This window comes from Streptomyces sp. NPDC059828 (assembly GCF_042731955.1).
In the GTDB taxonomy this organism is placed as follows: Bacteria; Actinomycetota; Actinomycetes; order Streptomycetales; family Streptomycetaceae; genus Streptomyces.
On record NZ_JBHWIW010000039.1, the window covers coordinates 35,380 to 55,830 of the forward strand.

17 protein-coding genes are annotated in these 20,451 nt (G+C 70.1%); 13 read left to right on the forward strand and 4 right to left on the reverse strand.

Going from position 1 to position 20,451, the window contains the following annotated elements:
* Nucleotides 1–148: 148 nt before the first annotated feature.
* Nucleotides 149–1,018 (reverse strand): L,D-transpeptidase family protein, encoded by an 870-nt coding sequence (locus ACFV6V_RS22480; protein ID WP_385567750.1) that lies wholly within the window; start codon nucleotides 1,016–1,018, stop codon nucleotides 149–151.
* A 155-nt stretch (nucleotides 1,019–1,173) separates the two neighbouring features.
* Between ACFV6V_RS22480 and ACFV6V_RS22485 the strand changes: the two genes are divergently transcribed.
* On the forward strand, nucleotides 1,174–2,763 hold the full coding sequence (locus tag ACFV6V_RS22485) for a methylmalonyl-CoA mutase (RefSeq protein ID WP_385567753.1): 1,590 nt from the start codon (nucleotides 1,174–1,176) through the stop codon (nucleotides 2,761–2,763).
* A gap of 78 nt (nucleotides 2,764–2,841) precedes the next feature.
* Nucleotides 2,842–3,495 carry a leucine efflux protein LeuE gene (gene leuE / locus ACFV6V_RS22490; protein WP_385567755.1) on the forward strand — a complete coding sequence of 218 codons (654 nt, stop codon included), beginning with the start codon at nucleotides 2,842–2,844 and terminating at the stop codon, nucleotides 3,493–3,495.
* Between the two features lie 3 nt (nucleotides 3,496–3,498).
* On the opposite strand, the gene ACFV6V_RS22495 is transcribed toward leuE, so the two are convergent.
* Nucleotides 3,499–4,968, reverse strand: coding sequence for an FAD-dependent monooxygenase (locus tag ACFV6V_RS22495; protein WP_385567758.1), 1,470 nt, complete (start codon nucleotides 4,966–4,968; stop codon nucleotides 3,499–3,501).
* A gap of 38 nt (nucleotides 4,969–5,006) precedes the next feature.
* Between ACFV6V_RS22495 and ACFV6V_RS22500 the strand changes: the two genes are divergently transcribed.
* Nucleotides 5,007–5,669 (forward strand): TetR/AcrR family transcriptional regulator C-terminal domain-containing protein, encoded by a 663-nt coding sequence (locus ACFV6V_RS22500; protein WP_385567761.1) that lies wholly within the window; start codon nucleotides 5,007–5,009, stop codon nucleotides 5,667–5,669.
* Here ACFV6V_RS22500 and ACFV6V_RS22505 read toward each other — a convergent pair.
* Both ACFV6V_RS22505 and ACFV6V_RS22510 read right to left on the reverse strand, forming a co-directional pair.
* Complete coding sequence (locus tag ACFV6V_RS22505) at nucleotides 5,666–7,060, reverse strand: polysialyltransferase family glycosyltransferase (protein ID WP_385567763.1); 1,395 nt, start codon at nucleotides 7,058–7,060, stop codon at nucleotides 5,666–5,668. The two genes, ACFV6V_RS22500 and ACFV6V_RS22505, sit on opposite strands and share 4 nt — an antisense overlap.
* Nucleotides 7,057–8,076 (reverse strand): glycosyltransferase family 2 protein, encoded by a 1,020-nt coding sequence (locus ACFV6V_RS22510; RefSeq protein WP_385567765.1) that lies wholly within the window; start codon nucleotides 8,074–8,076, stop codon nucleotides 7,057–7,059. Before ACFV6V_RS22510 ends, ACFV6V_RS22505 begins: the two co-directional genes overlap by 4 nt.
* Before the next feature lie 187 nt (nucleotides 8,077–8,263).
* Between ACFV6V_RS22510 and ACFV6V_RS22515 the strand changes: the two genes are divergently transcribed.
* The 10 genes from ACFV6V_RS22515 (at nucleotide 8,264) to ACFV6V_RS22560 (ending at nucleotide 20,359) form a co-directional block, all read left to right on the forward strand.
* Entirely contained in the window at nucleotides 8,264–9,598 is a 1,335-nt protein-coding gene (locus tag ACFV6V_RS22515) for a DUF6716 putative glycosyltransferase (RefSeq protein WP_385567767.1), read from the forward strand.
* A gap of 32 nt (nucleotides 9,599–9,630) precedes the next feature.
* Nucleotides 9,631–10,923: a cytidylyltransferase domain-containing protein gene (locus ACFV6V_RS22520; protein WP_385567769.1), complete on the forward strand. Its 1,293-nt coding sequence runs from the start codon at nucleotides 9,631–9,633 to the stop codon at nucleotides 10,921–10,923.
* A 10-nt stretch (nucleotides 10,924–10,933) separates the two neighbouring features.
* Nucleotides 10,934–11,890 carry an N-acetylneuraminate synthase family protein gene (locus tag ACFV6V_RS22525; RefSeq protein WP_385567772.1) on the forward strand — a complete coding sequence of 319 codons (957 nt, stop codon included), beginning with the start codon at nucleotides 10,934–10,936 and terminating at the stop codon, nucleotides 11,888–11,890.
* Between the two features lie 5 nt (nucleotides 11,891–11,895).
* Nucleotides 11,896–12,984 carry a hypothetical protein gene (locus ACFV6V_RS22530; RefSeq protein ID WP_385567774.1) on the forward strand — a complete coding sequence of 363 codons (1,089 nt, stop codon included), beginning with the start codon at nucleotides 11,896–11,898 and terminating at the stop codon, nucleotides 12,982–12,984.
* A gap of 198 nt (nucleotides 12,985–13,182) precedes the next feature.
* On the forward strand, nucleotides 13,183–14,406 hold the full coding sequence (locus tag ACFV6V_RS22535) for an amidohydrolase (protein ID WP_385567838.1): 1,224 nt from the start codon (nucleotides 13,183–13,185) through the stop codon (nucleotides 14,404–14,406).
* A 287-nt stretch (nucleotides 14,407–14,693) separates the two neighbouring features.
* Nucleotides 14,694–15,755, forward strand: coding sequence for a BMP family protein (locus tag ACFV6V_RS22540; protein ID WP_385567777.1), 1,062 nt, complete (start codon nucleotides 14,694–14,696; stop codon nucleotides 15,753–15,755).
* Between the two features lie 224 nt (nucleotides 15,756–15,979).
* Entirely contained in the window at nucleotides 15,980–17,548 is a 1,569-nt protein-coding gene (locus ACFV6V_RS22545; protein WP_385567841.1) for an ABC transporter ATP-binding protein, read from the forward strand.
* Nucleotides 17,545–18,657, forward strand: a complete 1,113-nt coding sequence (locus ACFV6V_RS22550; protein ID WP_361280301.1) for an ABC transporter permease — start codon at nucleotides 17,545–17,547, stop codon at nucleotides 18,655–18,657. The genes ACFV6V_RS22545 and ACFV6V_RS22550 overlap by 4 nt, the downstream gene beginning before the upstream one ends.
* Nucleotides 18,654–19,925, forward strand: a complete 1,272-nt coding sequence (locus ACFV6V_RS22555; protein ID WP_385567779.1) for an ABC transporter permease — start codon at nucleotides 18,654–18,656, stop codon at nucleotides 19,923–19,925. The genes ACFV6V_RS22550 and ACFV6V_RS22555 overlap by 4 nt, the downstream gene beginning before the upstream one ends.
* Nucleotides 19,922–20,359, forward strand: coding sequence for a cytidine deaminase (locus ACFV6V_RS22560; RefSeq protein WP_385567782.1), 438 nt, complete (start codon nucleotides 19,922–19,924; stop codon nucleotides 20,357–20,359). The genes ACFV6V_RS22555 and ACFV6V_RS22560 overlap by 4 nt, the downstream gene beginning before the upstream one ends.
* Nucleotides 20,360–20,451 lie beyond the last annotated feature (92 nt).

The following is a 20,451-nucleotide window of genomic DNA, read 5'->3' on the forward strand; positions in this document are numbered from 1 at the left end:
TAAGTGAGCCGACTGGTCATCGGCAGCGCGAGCCGGGGTTCCCCCCGTACCTACGGCTCAGCGCACATGGCGCGGGCGGGACACGTTCCCCCGGTCCCGCCCGCGCCCCCACTCTCCTCTCCGTCCCAGGGACGGGATTCCCAGAGCGTCACCAGTGGACGACGACCTTGTCGCCCTTCTGCACCTGGTCGAATACCTGCGCGATCTTCTGCTTGTTCCGGACGTTGACACAGCCGTGCGACGCGCCGTTGTAGCCCCGGGCAGCGAAGTCCGCCGAATAGTGCACCGCCTGGCCGCCGCTGAAGAACATCGCGTACGGCATCGAGGTGTGGTAGATCGTCGACGTCCACTTCTTGGCCTTCCAGCCCACGGTGAACGTGCCTTCACGGGTCGGGGTGTTCTCCGATCCGAAGCGCACGTCCATCGCCGCGACCACCTTGCCGTCAATCATCCAGGCGAGCGTCCTGCTCTCCTTGCTGACGCACAGGACCCGGCCCTTCAGGCAGCGCGGATCGGGCTTGTCCAGCTCGTTGGTGGTGGCCGGGCTCAGCTCCTCGGCGGTCGGCTTGCGCGAGGCGCCGGTCAGGGTGGTCCAGGTGGTCCCGTCGACCATGCCCGTCGCGGGCAGTCCGCTCTTCTGCTGGAAGGCGCTGACGGCCTTCGCGGTCATCGAACCGTAGAAGGCGGTGGGGGAACGGTGGAACTGGCCGATCTGGCGCAGCCGCGCCTGGAGCTCCCGTACCTGCTCGTTCTCCGTGCCTTCGCGCATGAGCACCCCGGCCGGCTTGCCCGAGGGGCTGGAAGCCGAGGGGGACGCCGAGCCGCCCGGCTTGGCGTCCGTGACCGGATCGGCCGAAGCACCCGGGGCCTTCGACGGGGTACCTGCCGTGGACGGCCGTGCCGGTGACTTGCTGTCGCCCGGCGACGGGGCGGTGCAGCCCGCGGCGAGGGCGATGGCGACGGCGGCCAGCGCGGTGCGGCTGAGGACGGTTCTCTTCAGGACAGAGGTGTGACGCATAGGGGCCCCCCGGGACGAATGTGTGTGCCAGTAGGGATGCTTTCCTGCCGTGCTTGGTTGCTGCCGGGGGAGCATCCTGTGAGGAAGCTGACAGAAGCAGCGCGGAAGAACACCTTTAGCACCTTTGGCACCAGCTCCAGCGGGAGGCAGGGCACATGGCGCGCGAGTCGGAGTCGGGTCTGCCCATCCAGCCGGTGTACGGGCCGCAGGCGCTGAGCGGCCCGGACGGCTGGGACGCCGCCGAGCGGCTCGGGGAGCCCGGCGGGTACCCCTTCACCCGTGGCGTCTACCCGACCATGTACACCGGGCGGCCCTGGACGATGCGGCAGTACGCGGGCTTCGGCACCGCGGTCGAGTCCAACGCCCGCTACCGGGAGCTCATCGCCCACGGGACGACGGGACTGTCCGTGGCGTTCGACCTGCCGACCCAGATGGGCTACGACAGCGACGCGCCGCTCGCGCACGGGGAGGTCGGCAAGGTCGGGGTGGCCGTCGACTCGATCGACGACATGCGGGTGCTGTTCGACGGGATCCCGCTCGACCAGGTGTCCACGTCGATGACGATCAACGCCCCGGCCGCCGTACTGCTGCTGCTCTACCAGCTTGTCGCCGAGGAGCAGGGCGTGGCGGCCGGGCGGCTCACCGGCACCATCCAGAACGACGTGCTCAAGGAGTACATCGCCCGGGGCACGTACATCTTCCCGCCCAAGCCCTCGCTGCGGCTGATCGCCGACATCTTCAGGTACTGCAAGGCCGAGATCCCGAAGTGGAACACGATTTCGATCTCCGGCTACCACATGGCGGAGGCCGGGGCCTCGCCCGTACAGGAGATCGCTTTCACCCTCGCGGACGGCATCGAGTACGTCCGGACGGCGGTGGCGGCCGGGATGGCCGTCGACGACTTCGCCCCCCGGCTCTCCTTCTTCTTCGTCGCGCGTACGACCCTGCTGGAGGAGGTCGCGAAGTTCCGAGCCGCGCGGCGGATCTGGGCGCGGGTGATGCGGGAGGAGTTCGGGGCGCGCGATCCGAAGTCGATGATGCTGCGCTTCCACACCCAGACGGCGGGTGTGCAGCTGACCGCACAGCAGCCCGAGGTCAACCTGGTGCGGGTCGCCGTCCAGGGCCTGGCCGCCGTGCTGGGCGGCACCCAGTCGCTGCACACCAACTCCTTCGACGAGGCCATCGCCCTGCCCACCGCCACCTCGGCGAGGCTGGCGCTGCGCACCCAGCAGGTGCTCGCGTACGAGACCGATGTGACGGCGACGGTGGACCCGTTCGCCGGTTCGTACGCCATGGAGAAGATGACCGACGACGTGGAGACGGCGACGCTCGAGCTGATGGCGAGGGTGGAGGACCTCGGCGGGGCGGAGGCCGCGATCGAGCACGGGTTCCAGAAGAACGAGATCGAGCGCAACGCCTACCGCATCGCCCAGGAGACCGACAGCGGCGAGCGCGTGGTGGTCGGGGTCAACCGCTTCACGCTCGACCAGGAGGAGCCTTACGAACCGCTGCGCGTGGACCCCGCGATCGAGGCCCAGCAGGCCGAGCGGCTGGCACGGCTGCGGGCGGAGCGGGACGGGGACGCGGTGGGGTCGGCGCTCGCCGGGCTGAGGGAGGCGGCGGAGGGGACCGCCAATGTGCTCCACCCGATGAAGGAGGCGCTGCGGGCGCGGGCGACGGTGGGGGAGGTGTGCGACGCGCTGCGCGGGGTCTGGGGGGTTTATGTGCCGAGTGACACGTTCTGAGACGGACGTCTGCCATGAGAGAGCGTCACGCTGAAACGCCGAGGCGGAGTGTCGTACTCGTGTGCGACACTCCGCTTCATGCTGGGTGTGACAGATCTGCCGACGTACCTCGCGGGCGTGATCCTGATCGTGCTGCTGCCAGGGCCGAACTCGCTGTACGTGCTCTCGGTGGCGGCACGCCGTGGAGTCCGGGCGGGGTATACGGCCGCGGCCGGTGTGTGGTGCGGGGACACGGTGCTGATGACGCTGTCCGCGGCCGGGGTCGCCTCGCTGCTCCAGGCCAACGCGGTGCTCTTCGGCATAGTGAAGTACGCGGGCGCGGGCTATCTGGCCTGGCTGGCGATCGGGATGATGCGGGCCGCCTGGGGGATGTGGCGCACCCGGCGTGAGCGGGTGCTGCAGAACGGCGAGCCCGGTGTGCCGTCCCAGGGTGAGCGGCCGTTCCGGCGGGCGATGGTGGTCAGTCTGTTCAACCCCAAGGCGATCCTCTTCTTCGTCGCCTTCTTCGTGCAGTTCGTGGATCCCGGCTATGCGTATCCGGCGCTCTCCTTCCTCGTGCTCGGCGTGTTCGCCCAGGTGGCGAGCTGTCTGTACCTGACGCTGCTGATATTCGGAGGCACGCACCTGGCGTCCGCGTTCCGCCGTCGCAGGCGGCTCTCGGCAGGGGCCACGTCCGCCGTCGGGGTGCTCTTCCTCGGGTTCGCGGCGAAGCTGTCGCTCAGCAGCGCCTGATGGTCATGAGCGCCTCGGCGCCGTGACCTTCGCCAGGTAGTCCCGGAGACCCCTGGCGTCCTCGCCCGCCCAGCCGACGTAGCCGTCGGGGCGTACCAGGAAGAGGCCCTTGCCGTACGCCTCGTATGTCTCGTGCGGTGCGGTCCGCAGGGTGCGGACGGTGCCGGGGAGCTCCTGAGGGCCGGGTGTGTCGGTGTCCACCGCCAGCAGGGTGAAGTGCGGACCGCGGAAGGCATCGAACAGCCGGGTGCCGTCTGTGCGGCGGCGGCCGTCGGGGGCGCGGTCGCCCGCCGTCAGAGCGCCCGCGGCACCACTGGACAGGGGGCCGCCGCGGTAGCCGAGGCCGAGCTGGCGGGTGCTGCTGCCGCGCTTGTCCTCGCCGCGGTGGATCCGGGTGGACAGACCCAGCATCTCGGCGGCGACCGGGCGGCGTTCCTCTTCGTAGGAGTCCAACAGCGTCTCGGGTGCTCCGTGGCGCAGCACCTGGCCCAGCTTCCAGCCCAGGTTGTAGGCGTCCTGGACGCTGGTGTTGAGGCCCTGGCCGCCGGCGGGGGAGTGGACATGGGCGGCATCCCCGGCAAGGAAGACCCGGCCGTCGCGGAACCGCTCGGCGAGCGCCGCGCGCGGACGGAAGTCCGATGCCCAGCGCACCTCGGTGACCTGGTCCGCCGACAGATGGGTGCGGCTCGCGACCAGGGCGCGTACGCCGTCGGCGGAGATGTCCGGTGCGCCTCTGACGAACTGGGCGACGAGCTGGAAGTCCTCGGTGCCGGGCAGCGGGCAGAGTGCCGCGTAGCCGTCGTCGCCGCCGAACATGTGCCAGTTGTTCCGGTCGAGGTCCCGTACGCGTACGTCCGCGACCAGCAGTGGCGCGGGGTCTACGCTCTCACCGGCCATGCCGATGCCGAGGGCCGCGCGCACCGCGCTGCGTCCGCCGTCCGCCGCGACGGCGTACCGGGCGCGGACGACCGCGCCCGACCGCAGCCGGGCGGTGACCCCGTCGGGATCCTGCGCGAGCTCCGTGACCTCGTGGCCGTAGGCCACGTCGCCGCCGAGCTCGCGCAGGCGGGCGAGCAGGATCTCCTGGGTGCGCCACTGAGGCAGCAACCAGGGCTCCCCGTACGGTTCGGCCTCCGTCGACGCGACCCGGTCGAACATGTCGTGCTCGCCGTGCCGCTCGCCGTCCTGCCAGAGCAGGCCCATCGGCGCGCCGGCACCGGCGTCGAGCACCGCGTCGAGCACGCCGAGGTCATGGAAGACCTCGAGGGTGCGCGGCTGGAGGCCCTTGCCCCGGGAGCCTGAGGACAGCCCGGCTGATTCGTCGGTCCTTTCGGCGACGAACGCGCCGACTCCCCGGCGGGCCAGATCCACGGCGAGGGCCAGACCGGTGGGACCGGCTCCGATGATCAGGACGTCGGTCGTGGCGGATTCGGCCACGCCGTCGATTTCCTTAACGATGTTAAGTGACTGCATGTCCCGGAGGATGCCCTTAACGGCGTTAAACTGTCAAGGTGGGACCCACGAAGATCGACCGAGCCCGAGTCGCCGACGCCGCCCTGCGCCTGCTGAACGAAGTGGGCCTGGAAGGGCTGACCCTGCGTGCCATCGCCAAGGAGCTGGACGTCAAGGCGCCCGCGCTCTACTGGCACTTCAAGGACAAGCAGGCGCTGCTCGACGAGATGGCGACCGAGATGCTGCGGCGCATGACCGGGGACCTGGCAGGGCCGCCCTCCGGGGACTGGCGCGAGAACCTCACCTCGGCCATGCGCGGACTGCGCTCCCACCTGCTGCGCTACCGCGACGGCGCCAAGGTCTACAGCGGCACCCACTTCACCGACACCAGTTACGCCGAACCCATGGAGGCGCAACTGCGGGCCCTGACTGGGGCAGGCTTCACTCCGGCTTCCGCCGCACGGGCGTGGTTCACCGCGTACAGCTACACGATCGGCTACGTGATCGAGGAACAGGCCATGGGCCCCAGCCCCGTCAACGGCTCCGACGGCTATGACCTCCAGGCCCGTGCCGAGCGCCTCGACGGCCATCCGCTGGCCGTCGAGGCCGGTACCGAGCTCTTCGCCGACCACGACGAGGGCTTCGAGCTGGGGCTGGCCGCCGTGGTGGCGGGCATCGGGCAGCTGATGCTGACCGCGCGGACCGCCCCGGACGGGACCTAGGAGCGCACCGCCCGCCCGGACAGCATCTGGAACAGGACCCGCGTCCTGCGTGCCACCTTGCGGAGCGTCCCGTTCGCCCGTGCCCTGCGCACCATCCTGCGCACCGCGGCATGGCGTGGCACCGGGACGCCGCCGGGCAGGCCGAGCAGCGTCAGCCGGCGGCGCGTGAAGTAGCGCCAGGTCTCCGGGGACAGCCGCGCCCCGAGATAGCCTTCGGCAGCCGACCGGAGATCGGACCTGACCCGCGGCTGCATCGCAAAGCCCACCGCCTGGACCAGCCCGGAAAGCCGCTCGTCGACCCCCGCCGGAGCGCCCGCCGTGCCCTGCTCCAGATCAGGCACCAGTGCGTCCGCGATCGTGACGGGCACCCGATTGCTGTTCTCGTACGGGGACAGCCGGGCGAGCAGCAGCTCAGTGCCGACCCGCGCGACCGGGATGCCGTAGAACGTGCCCGCCGTGAGCAGCCCGGTGGAGAAGCAGCCCACCACCAGCTCGGGCTTCAGTCGCTGGTACAGCACCTCGGCGAGGCAGGGTTCCTCCCATACGGTCAGCTCCGCGCCGAGCCGTTGCGCCTCCCGTTCCAGAGCCCGGGACCAGGCCGAAGGTGCCACCGGGTGCGGCTTGAAGACGACGCGGCGGTGGCCGAGGGCGACGGCGCCCCGGAGCATCCGCAGATGCAGTTCCTCCTCCTCGGCGGCCGTGAGGATGTCCAGAGCCGCGAGGTACTGGCCGAGCAGCAGCGCCGGGGGTGTCGCCGGAGGTTCGGCCTCCGCCGACTCGGCCGACTCCGCGGCCAGCTCACCCACCACCTTGGTGAACGCGTCCACCGGCACCAGCTCCGGCCGTGCGCCGAACTCCGCAAGCAGCAGCGGTTCCAGGCCCGGCACCAGATCCAGATGCAGCAGCCGCCGCACCCGCCCGCCGACCAGGGGGTCGATCTTGTTGCGCGTCGGGCCGTAGCTCATCAGACCGTCCGCGTACACGTCGAGCCGCGCGTCCGGGAAGAGCTGGGCGAGTGTCAGCGCCGGACTGACCTGGACGGACTCCACGGCGAGCTGGATGCGGTCATCGCCGAGACCCCACAGCCGCCTCAGGTGCCGCTCCCAGATCGGGATGTCCTCCGGGCGGGGCGTCCAGCCGCCCGGGTGCAGCGGGGCGATGGTCTCGTTCCAGGACAGCACCTCGTCGAAGCGGCCCCGGAGCCGTTCGAAGCCCGGCATCTCGTCCAGGGCGGGGGTCGTCTCCGGAACGGCCGAGTTGTTGCTGACCAGCAGCATCCGGCGGTCCGCGGGCGGAAAGCGGCCGCTGTCCAGCGCCGCCGCGAGGGTCGCGGCTCCGTAGAGCGTGGAGGCGTAGAAGAGCTGGGTGGTGCGAGGGAGGGGCGTGGTCATGGGGCGACGGCCCCCGTGGGTGCCGGCTCGGTGAGCGGCCCGCGGAGCACCGGGCTGAGCCGCTGGATGCGGCGGACACGGCGCACCCGGGACGCCCGTGCGACGTCCATCGAGCCCAGTGCCTCCCGCACCATGTCCTGGGGCATCCTGTTCAGCGCCGCCGCGCTCATCGCGCGCAATTTCCGGGCCACGGCCGCCTCGTACCTCTCCGTCGATCCCAGATGGTGGGAAATGAGCGCGCAATAGGTGCGCACGGCTTTGGGCAACAATTGTTCGGAATCCGGATCCTCTGCCGTTTCCTCGATCACCTGGTCGAATGCTCTGATGAAATCGAGCTGCCGAATATCGCCGATCTGTGTGAGTGACGAATCGATGCCGCGCCGGTAGAAGATTCCGAGCAGACTCACCGCGGCGAAGGATTCCGCCTCGCGGTGCAACCGCCAGATCCACGGCCGGTCCTCCGCCGTCCGCAGCCCGTCGGTGAAGTGCAGCAGCCCGCGGTCGAGCAGCGTGCGCCGGTAGACACCGGCCCAGGCCATCGGATAGTCGACGGAGGTGGTGCGGTCGGCGGGCAGGATCGCGTCGCGCGGCCGCAGCACCTCGTTCCTGCGGCTGACCGGGGCCCGGGTCACCCTGCGCTCGCGGCCGGTGCAGCGTACGTGGTCGGTGCGGACGAAGTCGGTGCCCAGCCCCTCGATCGCGGCGACGAGTTCGGCGAGATAGCCGGGCGCCAGCCAGTCGTCACCGTCGAGGAAGGTGACGAACTCGCCTCGGGCCGCGTCGAGTCCGCTGTTGCGGGCGGCGGCAAGACCGCCGTTGCGTTCGTGCCGGATCAGCACCGCGCCGGGCAGTTCGCGCTCCGCGCGCTCCAGGCTCTCCCGGGTGCCGTCCGTGGAGCAGTCGTCGACAAGGACGAATTCGAAGTCGGTGCGCGCGTTCGCGTGCAGGCTTCTGAGGGCGTCGGACGCATACGGCAGCACGTTGTAGAACGGCACGATGACGGAGAGCTTGACCACTCACCGGACACTAAGCGCGGGGCTGTCATTCGCTCTGACTCCGGGGCGGACGGCGGATGAACAAGGTGCGGCGGAATTGTTAACCGGTCAGGCTCCCGGGTCTTTTCCCGTTTCGTCGGCCCGCTGTTAACCATTTGTTGCTGCCCAGTTGGGCCGCCGAGCGACATGCCTTTCTAACGTCCTCGACGTGCCATCACGTACCAGTAGCGAGGCGCTGCGCGTCGCCGTGCTCGCCGACTCCGACACCCGGTGGAAGTGGGGTGCGCTCACCGCGCGCCGGATCACCACGACGGGCACCGCACTCACCGGATTCCTGCTGCGGGGCCGGGCGACACCCACCGCACGCCAGCTCGCCGAGGTCGGCGCCACGGCGGACGCCCTGCGCGAGGTGACCGGCGCCGAGTTCCTCCGGGCCGTACGGGACGAGGGGTACGACGTGGTCGTCCTCGCCCTCGTCGGCGGCGCTGTGCAGGCCCTGCTGCACGGACTGGCCGCGCTGCGGCTGCCGCGCAGGCCGGTGCTGGTCACCGGCTATGTCGGGGTGGTCTACGAGAAGCTCGCCGACGGACTGCTGCTGAGGCATGGTGCCGATGTCGTCCTCGCCAACTCCCGCCATGACGCGGACCGGTTCCGAGCGGTGTACGAGGGCGTCGGTGCCGATGCCTCGGCCGTGACCGAGGCCGCGCTGCCGTTCCTCGGCGGAGCGCCGTACGGACGCGAAGCAGGCCGCGAAGACCGCGAAGTGGGGCGCGACACCGTGGTGTTCGCGGCCCAGCCGTCCGTGCCGGAGACCCGGGCCGAGCGCATGTACCTGCTGTGCAGGCTCACCGAGCACGCTCGCCGGCACCCGCACCGCGAGGTGCTGCTGAAGCTGCGCTCCAAGCCCGGCGAACACACCACGCACCTGGAAGAACTCCCGTACCAGAAGCTGGCGGACAGGCTCCCCGGCGGACTGCCCCCCAACGTCCGCCTGGTGTACGGGAACATGGGCGAGGTCCTCGACCGGACCGATCTGCTCGTCACGGTCTCGTCGACGGCCGCCCTCGAAGCGCTGCACCGCCGCATCCCGACGGCGGTCCTCACCGATTTCGGCGTCCGCGAGGCACTCGGCAACCACCATTTCCTCGGTTCCGGGCTGCTCACCTCCTGGGACGCGCTCGACGGCGGCCACCGGCCCCGGCCGGACGAACGATGGCTGCACAGGCAGGGCGTCGCGGCCGACGGCGCCTACGAGAGCGCCTTCGACGTGGCGCGGGAGCGGGTCGCCGAGCTGCTCGCCCGGCCGGAACTCCCGCCGGTCGACCCGTACTACACCGCTGCCTCCGCGCCCGGATACCTGCCCGGCATCCTCGCCCGACACCACCTCGCCCCCGACGGCACCCCGCTGCCCGGCGCCGCGGCGACCGAACCCACCGGTGTGCGCCGGCTGCTGCGGGACGCGGTACGGGGCGCGGCGCGCGGCGCGTACCGCCACGGCGTGCAGCGCGTCGCCCCCGTCATCCGTCGCATGGGCGCGCTGTGACCTCCCTGAAGGCATCGAAGGAGCCCTCCGCCATGTCGCCGTCCACCGTTCTCGCCGTGATCCCCGCCAGGGGCGGTTCCAAGGGCGTCCCCGCGAAGAACCTGGCCCGGGTGGGCGGGGTTCCCCTGGTGGCCCGCGCGGTGCGGGCCTGCCTCGGGGCACGTCTGGTCACGCATGTCGTGGTGTCCACCGACGACGCCGCGATCGCGGACGCGGCCCGAGCCGCAGGCGCCGAAGTCGTACAGCGTCCGCAGGCCATCGCGGGGGACACGGCCACCAGCGAGTCCGCCGTGCTGCACGCCATGGACGCCCATGCGGCGATCCACGGCCGCCCGGTCGCTGTGGCGCTGCTCGTCCAGTGCACCAGCCCCTTCCTGACCAGTGAGGACGTGGACGGTGTCGCGTCGGCGGTGATCGTGGGAGGTGCGGACACGGCCGTCACGGTCGCGCCCTTCCACGGCTTCGTCTGGCGCCGCACCCGGGCGGTGGTTCAGGCACAGCCGGAGGACGGCGAGGGCGTCAACCACGACAGGTCCTGCCGCCCGCGCCGCCAGGACCGTCCCGAGGACTTCCTGGAGACCGGGGCCGCCTACGCCATGGAGGCCGCCGGCTTCCGTACCCACGGCCACCGCTTCTTCGGCCGGACCGCGCTGGTCGAGACCGACCCCGCGCGGGTGCTGGAGATCGACGATCCGCATGACCTGGCCCGCGCCCGCGCGCTCGCGCCGCTGCTCGACCCGGCGCCCCTGCCGACCCGCGCGGACGTCGACGCCGTGGTCCTCGACTTCGACGGCACCCAGACCGACGACCGCGTACTGATCGACGCGGACGGCCGTGAACTCGTCGCCGTGCACCGCGGGGACGGTCTCGGTGTCGCCGCACTACGCCGCGCGGGCCTCAAGCTGCTGATCCTCTCCACCGAGCAGAACCCCGTGGTCGCCGCGCGCGCCCGGAAGCTCAACATCCCCGTGCTGCACGGTGTCGACCGCAAGGACCTCGCACTCAAGGAGTGGTGCGAGGAGCAGTCGATCCCGCCCGAGCGGGTCCTCTACGCCGGCAACGACGTCAACGACCTGCCCTGCTTCGGGCTCGCCGGCTGGCCGGTGGCCGTCGCGAGCGCCCACGACTCCGTACGGGCCGCGGCCCGCGCCGTCACCACCACCCCGGGTGGCGCCGGCGCGATCCGGGAGATCGCCGCCTGGCTCCTCGGCCCCGGCCTCACCAACACGTCCTCCCTCCCTGCCTCCTCCCTCAGCACGTCCTCCCGCAACACCCCGAGCACCCCGGGCACGCCTGCCCCCACGCTCAACACCCCGATCCCGTAAGGAACCCCGCATGAACTCCCGTCTGCGCGTCCTCGGCGGCAAGATCGCCGGCCCCGGCCACCCCGTCTACATCACCGGCGAGATCGGTATCAACCACAACGGCGACCTGGAGAACGCCTTCGCGCTCATCGACGCCGCCGCCGACGCCGGCTGCGACGCGGTCAAGTTCCAGAAGCGCACCCCGGAGATCTGCACCCCGCGCGACCAGTGGGACATCGAGCGCGACACCCCCTGGGGCCGGATGACGTACATCGACTACCGGCACCGCGTCGAGTTCGGTGAGGACGAGTACGGCGCCATCGCCGAGCACTGCGCGAAGCGCGGTATCGACTGGTTCGCCTCCCCGTGGGACACCGAAGCCGTCGCGTTCCTCGAGAAGTTCGACGTACCGGCCCACAAGGTCGCCTCCGCCTCGCTCACGGACGACGACCTGCTGCGCGCCCTGCGTGCCACCGGCAGGACGGTCATCCTGTCCACCGGGATGTCGACGCCGAAGCAGATCCGGCACGCCGTCGAGGTGCTCGGCAGCGACAACATCCTGCTCTGCCACGCCACCTCGACCTATCCGTCCAGGGCCGAAGAGCTCAACCTGCGCGTGATCAACACCCTGATGCGCGAGTACCCGAACGTCCCGATCGGCTACTCGGGCCACGAGACCGGTCTCCAGACCACCCTGGCGGCCGTGGCCATCGGCGCCGCGTTCGTGGAGCGTCACATCACCCTCGACCGCGCCATGTGGGGCTCCGACCAGGCCGCGTCCGTCGAGCCCGGTGGTCTCCAGCGCCTGGTCCGCGACATCCGCACCATCGAGACCGCTCTCGGTGACGGGGTCAAGAAGGTGTACGAGTCCGAGCTCGCCCCGATGAAGAAGCTGCGGCGCTTCGCGGGCGTCGTCGCCGAGACCGAGCAGACAGGCGACACCGAGCAGGCGGGCCGGTCCCAGCAGCTCGAAACGGTCGCGGTCTGACGACCATGGACCTCGCCTTCGTCGAGAGCCCGGTCCAGCTCCTGAACGTCCTGGAGTGGGCCCACACCAGGACGTCCGGCCTGCTGCACGGCATTCCGGCGCAGCCGAAAGGACCGGGCTCGGCCGGAAGCGGCGGGACGGCACACGCGCTCACCGTGGTGGTGCTGTCCCCCACCGACCCCATGTCGCGCGGTCAGCTGCGCCGGATGGCGGAGCTCGCCCGCGACGAAGGCGTCACGGTCCGCTGGCAGGAGGCGCGCGCTCCGGGAGCCGGCGCGCCCCTGCGCACGGTCCGGGAACTGGCGCCGCTGCTGCGCGGGGCGCGGCGGGTCGTCGTGGGCGATCCCTTCTCGCGCTATGTGCAGCTCCTGCTGGCCCTGGTGGGCACCAAGGACCTGACGGTCGTGGACGACGGCACCGCCACCATGGAGTACGTCGCCCAGGTGGCCAGGGGCGAGCGCCTGGTGCGCTGGCACCGCCGCGGGCGGCGTGGGGCGCGAGAGCTGGCGCTGGCGCCGGTCTCGGCCGTCGCGCGCCGCAGGCTCTCGCCGTCCACCGCCCGCGAGGTCGAGGTGTTCACCGCGATGCCCGTGGACCCACCGGAGGGGATCCGGGTGAGGGCCAACACCTTCGCCTGGACCCGCGCCCGGTTCGGACCGCCGCGCCTCACCCGGGGCGCCGACCTGGTCGGCACCTCGCTGGTGGAGACGGGCGTGGTCGACCCGGCGCGGTACGAGGAGGCCGTCGCCGCGCTCGCGGCGCGGCACGGGGCCACCCGCTACTTCGCCCACCGCCGCGAGAGCACCGGGAAGCTGCGCCGGCTCGCAGCCCGCACCGGCCTGGAGATCGTGCGCCCGGATCTCCCGCTGGAGCTGATCGCACGGCGCGGCCCGATCGGGCGCACGGTCCTGAGCTTTCCCTCGACCGTCGTGCACACCCTGCCGCTGGCCCTCGCGGGTACGGAGGTGGCGGTCGCGGTGTGCGACATCGCGCCCGAGTGGCTCAGGGACACCGCCTCACCGCGCGCCCAGGGCTTTCTCGCGGGAGTCACAGGCACCGCCCGTGGTGTGCACCGCATCGGAGCCCCTGCCTGACGGGCCCGGCGACGACGGGCACCTGTGCCCGGTGTCCACATCGTGGGCCGCACGATGCCGAATCGCGTGAGCTTACCCACACGGAGGGAGGGCTATGCGTCGTCAGGCGTGGTTTCTTTCCCCTATTGGCTGAACTTTTGTTGATCTCGAGTTAGTTGGGACGCGAAGGGGCCTACCCTTCAACGGGTGAGCCAGTTGATGTCCCGTGACCCTGATGCCGACCTGACCGGCGCAGTCCGACTGCCCGGCACACTGTCCGACGCCCTGCGCACGGAACTGATCCACTTCCGCCGGGACCTGCACATGCACCCGGAGCTGGGGAACCAGGAGTTCCGTACCACCGCCGCGATCAAGGCGCGGCTCGAGGCAGCGGGGCTGCGTCCCCAGGTACTGGCGACCGGCACGGGACTCATCTGCGACGTGGGCACCTGGGACGGTGTCCGCCCCATGCTCGCACTGCGCGCCGACATCGACGCCCTGCCCATCCCGGACACCAAGGCCGGGGTCCCGTACCGCTCGACCGTCCCGGACCGCGCCCACGCCTGCGGTCACGACGTGCACACGACCGCCGTGCTCGGCGCCGGTCTCGTACTCGCCGAGCTCGACCGGCAGGGCCTGCTGCCCCATCCCGTGCGGCTGCTCTTCCAGCCCGCCGAGGAGGTGCTCCCGGGCGGCGCCGCCGACGCGATCGCATCCGGGGTGCTGGACGGGGTCGGCAGGATCATCGCGGTGCACTGCGACCCGCGGGTCGACGCGGGCCGGATCGGGCTGAGGGTGGGGCCCATCACCTCCGCCTGCGACCGGCTGGAGGTCACCCTCGACGGACCGGGCGGCCACACTGCCCGTCCGCACCTCACCACGGACCTGGTCACCGCGGCGGCGAAGGTCGTCACCGAGGTTCCCGCGGTGCTGGCCCGACGCGTCGACGCCCGCGCCGGTCTCGCCCTGACCTGGGGACGTATCGAATCCGGCCACGCCTGCAATGTCATTCCGCAGCACGCGGAGCTGGCCGGCACCGTGCGCTGCCTGGACCTGCACGCCTGGCGGGACGCCCCCGACCTGGTGCACGCGGCGATCGACGAGGTGGCCACGCTGCACCGGGCCAAGTCGCAGATCAACTACATCCGCGGGGTCCCCCCAGTGGTCAACGACCCCGTGGTGACCGAGCTGCTGCACGAAGCCCATGCCGCGCGCCGGGGCGTGCCGGCGATCGAGGACACCGAGCAGAGCCTCGGCGGCGAGGACTTCTCCTGGTATCTGGAGCATGTGCCGGGCGCGATGGCCCGGCTCGGGGTGCGCCCGCCGGGGTCCGCTGCCAGGCTTGACCTGCACAGGGGGGATTTCGATGTGGACGAGGAGGCGATCCGTGCGGGTGTGGAGCTGTTCACGGCCGCTGCCCTGCTCGACGCACGGCGGTCCTAGGTCCTGTCCGAGCGGACCTGGCCACCGCTCGCGGAGTGAGCTGCCGGGTAGCGCGTGCCACAGGAAACACGCAGGTCGCCCTGGGTCTGGCCACCTCGGCACGGTTCGTCGTGCCGGCCGATTTTTGGACACCGTTCGTAATCGGACAGTTCATCTGAGGTTCGTCCTACGCGACGATCCGATAACGGCTGTCGAACACGTCTTTACCTGACATCTACGCGCGTTACGATCGCGGAAAACCAGCGCCGGAAGTGGCGCTTTCGGTCAGGTTTAGAAGGAGCCTCCCAGTGCGCCGGATCACCAGGATCGCCACCGTGGGCATCGCGTCCGCGGCTCTTGCACTGTCCGCCACCGCGTGTGGCGGCAAGAAGTCGTCCGACGCGGGCGCGGACAGCGGCACCAGCGGCAAGCAGATCAAGGCCGCTCTCGCCTACGACATCGGTGGCCGCGGCGACCAGTCGTTCAACGACGCCGCCTTCGCGGGCCTCGAGAAGGCCGAGAAGGACCTCGGCGCCAAGGGCACCGAGGCCGAGCCCAGCGAGGGCGAGGGTGACCCCGACAAGGTCCAGCGCCTCACCGCGCTCGCCCGCGCCGGCAACAACCCGGTGATCGGTGTCGGCTTCGCGTACGCCACGGCCATCGCCGAGGTCGCCCCGAAGTTCCCGAACACCACCTTCGGCCTGATCGACGACACCTCGAAGACCGGCAAGAACATCGCCAACCTGGTCTTCAACGAGGAGCAGGGCTCGTACCTGGCCGGCGTCGCCGCCGCCAAGGTCACCAAGTCCAACACCGTCGGCTTCATCGGTGGCGTCGAGACCCCGCTGATCAAGAAGTTCGAGGCGGGCTTCGTGCAGGGCGTCAAGGACACCAAGAAGGGCGTCAACGTCAAGGTCCAGTACCTGACGCAGCCGCCGGACTTCGGTGGCTTCTCCAAGCCCGACCTGGGCAAGGCCGCGGCTGAGGGCCAGATCGACGCGGGCGCCGACGTGGTCTACGCCGCCGCCGGTCTCGCCGGCTCCGGCTCGATCGAGGCCGCCGCCAAGGCCAAGAAGTGGGCCGTCGGCGTCGACTCCGACCAGTACAGCCAGAAGGGCCTGTCGGCCTACAAGGAGCACATCCTCACCTCGGTGACCAAGGACGTCTCCGGCGCCGTCTACAACCTGATCAAGTCGGTCAAGGACGGCAAGGCGCAGTCCGGCGAGGTCCGCTACGGCCTCGACAAGGACGGCGTGGGCCTGGCCACCTCCAACCCGGCCTACACCAAGCTGTCCGATGTGACCGCCGCCGTCGAGAAGGCGAAGGCCGACATCATCGCCGGTAAGATCACGGTCAAGACCGCTCCGTAACGTGCGGCTCTGACCTTGGGGCCCCAAAACCCCGGTCCGATGGGTTCGGAGAGTGCTGGAGACAGCACTCTCCGGACCCCGGATCAGGTTCTGGCCAAGGCTTTTTGCTCTTTGGTACTGCTACGCGCGTAGAACACTCTCCGGCGCGATAATTTCGCTCCACCCCCTGCTCGCGACAGCCTCCTTGCCCTGCCCGCTCCCTCTCTCGCCAAGGAGAGTGCGTCATCAACGCGTCCAGTCCGTCAACGCCGCCGGCTGTAGAACTGCGCGGCATCACCAAGCGCTTCCCCGGCGTCGTCGCCAACCACGACATCGACATCACGATCCGCAAGGGCACGGTCCATGCCCTTGTCGGTGAGAACGGTGCCGGCAAGTCGACCCTGATGAAGATCCTCTATGGCATGCAGAAGCCGGACGAGGGCACCATCACCGTCGACGGCACCCAGGTCAGCTTCCACAGTCCTGCCGACGCCATCGCGGCCGGTATCGGCATGGTGCACCAGCACTTCATGCTGGCCGACAACCTCACGGTGCTGGAGAACGTCGTTCTCGGCGGCGAGAAGCTCTACGGCATCGGTGCCAAGGCGCGCAAGAAGATCAAGGAGATCTCGGACGCGTACGGCCTCAACGTCCGTCCCGACGTTCTGGTCGAGCAGCTCGGTGTCGCCGAGCGCCAGCGCGTGGAGATCCTCAAGGTCCTCTACCGGGGTGCCCGCACCCTGATCCTCGACGAGCCGACCGCCGTGCTCGTCCCGCAGGAGGTCGACGCGCTCTTCGACAACCTGCGCGAGCTCAAGGCCGAGGGCCTCACCGTCATCTTCATCTCCCACAAGCTGGGCGAGGTGCTGTCCGTCGCCGACGACATCACCGTCATCCGCCGTGGCACCACGGTCGGCACCGCCGACCCGCGCACCACCACGCCGAAACAGCTCGCTGAGCTGATGGTCGGCAGCGAGCTGCCCTCGCCGGAGACCCGTGAGTCCACGGTCACCGACGTGCCGATGCTCAAGGTGAACGATCTGCGGCTGGCGGAGACCGACCCCGAGGGCATCGTCCGCGAGGTCCTGGGCGGCATCAGCTTCACCATCCACAAGGGCGAGGTCATGGGCATCGCCGGTGTGGAGGGCAACGGCCAGACCGAGCTGATCGAGGCCCTGATGGGCATGCGCGACCCGGACGGCGGTGTGATCACCCTCGGCGGCGCCGACATCTCGCACGTCCCGACCCGCAAGCGCCGTGAGGACGGCATCGGCTACATCCCCGAGGACCGCCACCGGCACGGTCTGCTGCTGGAGTCCCCGCTCTGGGAGAACCGTATCCTCGGCCATGTGACCGAGCGCCCCAACAGCAAGCGGGGCGTGCTCGACCTCAAGGCCGTGCGCAAGGACACCGAGCGGATCGTGCGTGAGTACGACGTCCGCACCCCCGGTATCGAGGTCACCGCGGCCTCCCTGTCCGGCGGCAACCAGCAGAAGCTGATCGTCGGCCGCGAGATGAGCCACAACCCCAAGCTGCTCATCGCCGCCCACCCCACCCGCGGTGTGGACGTCGGCGCTCAGGCGCAGATCTGGGACCAGATCCGTGAGGCGCGTCGTGAAGGCCTGGCGGTGCTGCTGATCTCCGCCGACCTGGACGAGCTCATCGGGCTCTCCGACACCCTGCGGGTGATGTACCGCGGCCGTCTGGTCGCGGACGCCGACCCCGCCACGATCACCCCGGAGGAGCTGGGCTCGGCCATGACCGGCGCTGCCACCGGCCACCTTGAGCACGACGAGAACGGTGAGGGCCGATGAAGAAGTTCGACAAGGACCGGCTGCTCCTGGGCATCGCCGGCCCGGCGCTCGCCCTGGTCGTGGCCTTCCTGCTGACCACGGTGGTGCTGGTGGTCTCGGGCCTCGACCCCTTCCAGCCGTACGCGCTGATGGTCGACCAGATCGAGTACACCGATGTGCAGGTCCTGGTCCTCAACCAGACCGGCATCTACTACCTCGCCGCGCTCGCCGTAGCCATCGGCTTCCGGATGAACCTCTTCAACATCGGCGTCGACGGCCAGTACCGCCTCGCGGTCATGATGGCGGCCGTCGTCGGTGCGGCGGTGGACCTGCCCGGTCCGCTGCACATCCTGCTGATCGTGATCGTCGCGATGCTCGTCGGCGCCCTCTGGGCCGGTATCGCGGGCATCCTGAAGACCACCCGCGGGGTCAGCGAGGTCGTCTCCACGATCATGCTGAACGCCATCGCGACCAGCCTGATCGCCTGGATGATCCTGCCCGCCAACTTCGGTGTGCAGGAGAAGGGCTCCAACGACCTGACCACCGGCATGATCGCCGAGTCCGCCTGGTTCCCGGGTCTGGAGCTCGAAGGCGGCACGGTCTACGGTTTCACCTTCATCGCCTTCGCGCTCGGCATCGTCTACTGGTTCGTGCTCAACCGCACGCGCTTCGGCTTCGACCTGCGCGCCACCGGCGCCAGCCAGTCCGCCGCCCAGGCGAGCGGTGTCAACGCCAAGAAGATGGTCATGACCGCGATGCTGATCTCCGGCGCGGTCGCGGGTCTGTCGGGCATGCCGATGCTGCTGGGCCAGACCCACACCTACAGCCTGAGCTTCCCGGTCGGTGTCGGCTTCACCGCCATCACCATCGCCCTGCTGGGCCGTAACAGCCCCCTCGGCATCTTCTTCGCCGCCCTGCTCATCGCCTTCCTGGAGAAGACGGCTGAGGGCCTTGGCCTTGAGGGCTACCCGAAGGAGATCGCGATGATCATGCAGGGTCTCATCGTGATCGCCGTGGTCGTCTCCTACGAACTCGTCCGCCAGTACGGGCTTCGCCGCCAGCAGCAGAAGGTCGGCGAGGAGCTTGCCGCTCAGGCTGCCCGTAAGAAGAAGGAGGGGGCCGCGGCATGAGCGAGTCCACCAGCACCGTCTCGGCCGCGGCGATCGCGCCGAAGAAGAACGGCGGAAGCCGCAAGCTGTCCCTGCCCGTCATCATGCTGATCATCGCGGGCGGTCTCGCGCTGTTCTCGCTGGTCCGGGTGATCAGCGGGGCCAATGACCTCACCTCCGTCGGCCAGGTCTCCGGCGCGCTCCAGCTCGCCGTGCCCATCGGTCTCGCCGGTCTCGGCGGTCTGTGGGCCGAGCGGGCCGGTGTGGTCAACATCGGCCTCGAGGGCATGATGATCCTCGGCACCTGGTTCGGCGCCTGGGCGGGCTACCAGTGGGGCCCGTGGACCGGCGTGATGCTCGGCATCGTCGGCGGCGCGATCGGCGGTCTGCTGCACGCGATCATGACGGTGACGTTCAACGTCAACCACATCGTCTCCGGTGTGGCCATCAACATCCTCGCCGTCGGTGTCACCCGCTACATCTCGGAGTTCACCTTCGCCGAGGCCGAGGGCGGCTCCTCCAAGCAGTCCCCGCGTATCGAACGGATCCCTGACATCACCGTCCCCGGGCTCTCCGACGCACTGGGCGATCTTCAGGCCAAGCACTGGTTCTTCGTGTCCGACCTCGCCGGCGTGCTCGGCGGTCTGGTCACCAACCTGTCGGTGCTGACCGTCGTCGCCATCCTTCTGGTCCCCGCGACCTGGTGGATCCTGTGGCGCACCGGCTTCGGGCTGCGGCTGCGGTCCTGCGGTGAGAACCCCGTCGCCGCCGAGTCCCTCGGCGTCAACGTCTACAAGTACAAGTACATCGCCGTGATCATCTCCGGCGGGATGGCCGGCCTCGGCGGCGCCTTCCTCGCGATCGTCTCCACGGGCATCTACCAGGAGGGCCAGACCGGTGGCCGCGGTTACATCGGTCTCGCCGCGATGATCTTCGGAAACTGGATGCCGGGCGGACTGGCGCTGGGCGCCGGGCTCTTCGGCTTCACCGACAGCCTCAAGCTGCGCGGTGGCGCGGAGAACGTCCACGCCATGCTGCTGCTGCTGGCGATCCTGCTGGTGCTGGCCTTCGCCTGGCAGCTCTACAAGAAGAAGCACTGGCAGGCCGCGATCTGCCTGGGCGTCTCCGCCCTGATGTTCGCCTGGTACGCGCTGACCAGCACGCTGCCCAGCCAGTTCGTGGACGCGGCGCCCTACGTCACCACGCTGCTGGTGCTGGCGTTGTCGGCACAACGCCTGCGTATGCCAAAGGCGGACGGAATGCCCTACAAGAAGGGCCAGGGCAAGTGACCTCCGCGTCCTCCCCGAGCCATGACGCCGCCGACGCCTTCGACTGGGAGGCCCTGCGGGAGGTGGCGCGGGACGCGATGTCCCGTGCGTACGCCCCCTACTCGGGCTACCCGGTCGGGGCCGCGGCCCGGGTCGACGACGGCCGCACGGTCGCCGGGTGCAATGTCGAGAACGCCTCGTACGGGCTCGGGCTCTGCGCCGAGTGCGGCCTGGTCTCGCAGCTCCAGGCCACCGGTGGCGGCCGGCTCACGCACTTCACCTGTGTGGACGGCAACGGCGACGTACTGATGCCGTGCGGGCGCTGCCGTCAGCTGCTGTACGAGTTCGGTGGACCCGGTCTGCTGCTGGAGACCGCCAAGGGCGTTCTCACGCTGGCCGAGATGCTGCCCCTGGCCTTCGGGCCCGAGCAGCTGGGCCCGGAGAAGCTCGGTTAGATCAGCGGCCCCTCCGCCCCCCAAGCGGAGGGGCCGCGGCACTTCTCGACACTCTCGAAACCTCCGTACCTCTGCTTCTGTATTTCCCGCAC

Coding starts and splice junctions, on each gene's coding strand:
- ACFV6V_RS22480 (WP_385567750.1), bottom strand. CDS start 1,018: ATGCGTCACACCTCTGTCCTGAAGAGAACCGTCCTCAGCCGCACCGCG.
- ACFV6V_RS22485 (WP_385567753.1), top strand. CDS start 1,174: ATGGCGCGCGAGTCGGAGTCGGGTCTGCCCATCCAGCCGGTGTACGGG.
- leuE (WP_385567755.1), top strand. CDS start 2,842: ATGCTGGGTGTGACAGATCTGCCGACGTACCTCGCGGGCGTGATCCTG.
- ACFV6V_RS22495 (WP_385567758.1), bottom strand. CDS start 4,968: ATGCAGTCACTTAACATCGTTAAGGAAATCGACGGCGTGGCCGAATCC.
- ACFV6V_RS22505 (WP_385567763.1), bottom strand. CDS start 7,060: ATGACCACGCCCCTCCCTCGCACCACCCAGCTCTTCTACGCCTCCACG.
- ACFV6V_RS22520 (WP_385567769.1), top strand. CDS start 9,631: ATGTCGCCGTCCACCGTTCTCGCCGTGATCCCCGCCAGGGGCGGTTCC.
- ACFV6V_RS22525 (WP_385567772.1), top strand. CDS start 10,934: ATGAACTCCCGTCTGCGCGTCCTCGGCGGCAAGATCGCCGGCCCCGGC.
- ACFV6V_RS22530 (WP_385567774.1), top strand. CDS start 11,896: ATGGACCTCGCCTTCGTCGAGAGCCCGGTCCAGCTCCTGAACGTCCTG.
- ACFV6V_RS22535 (WP_385567838.1), top strand. CDS start 13,183: ATGTCCCGTGACCCTGATGCCGACCTGACCGGCGCAGTCCGACTGCCC.
- ACFV6V_RS22550 (WP_361280301.1), top strand. CDS start 17,545: ATGAAGAAGTTCGACAAGGACCGGCTGCTCCTGGGCATCGCCGGCCCG.
- ACFV6V_RS22555 (WP_385567779.1), top strand. CDS start 18,654: ATGAGCGAGTCCACCAGCACCGTCTCGGCCGCGGCGATCGCGCCGAAG.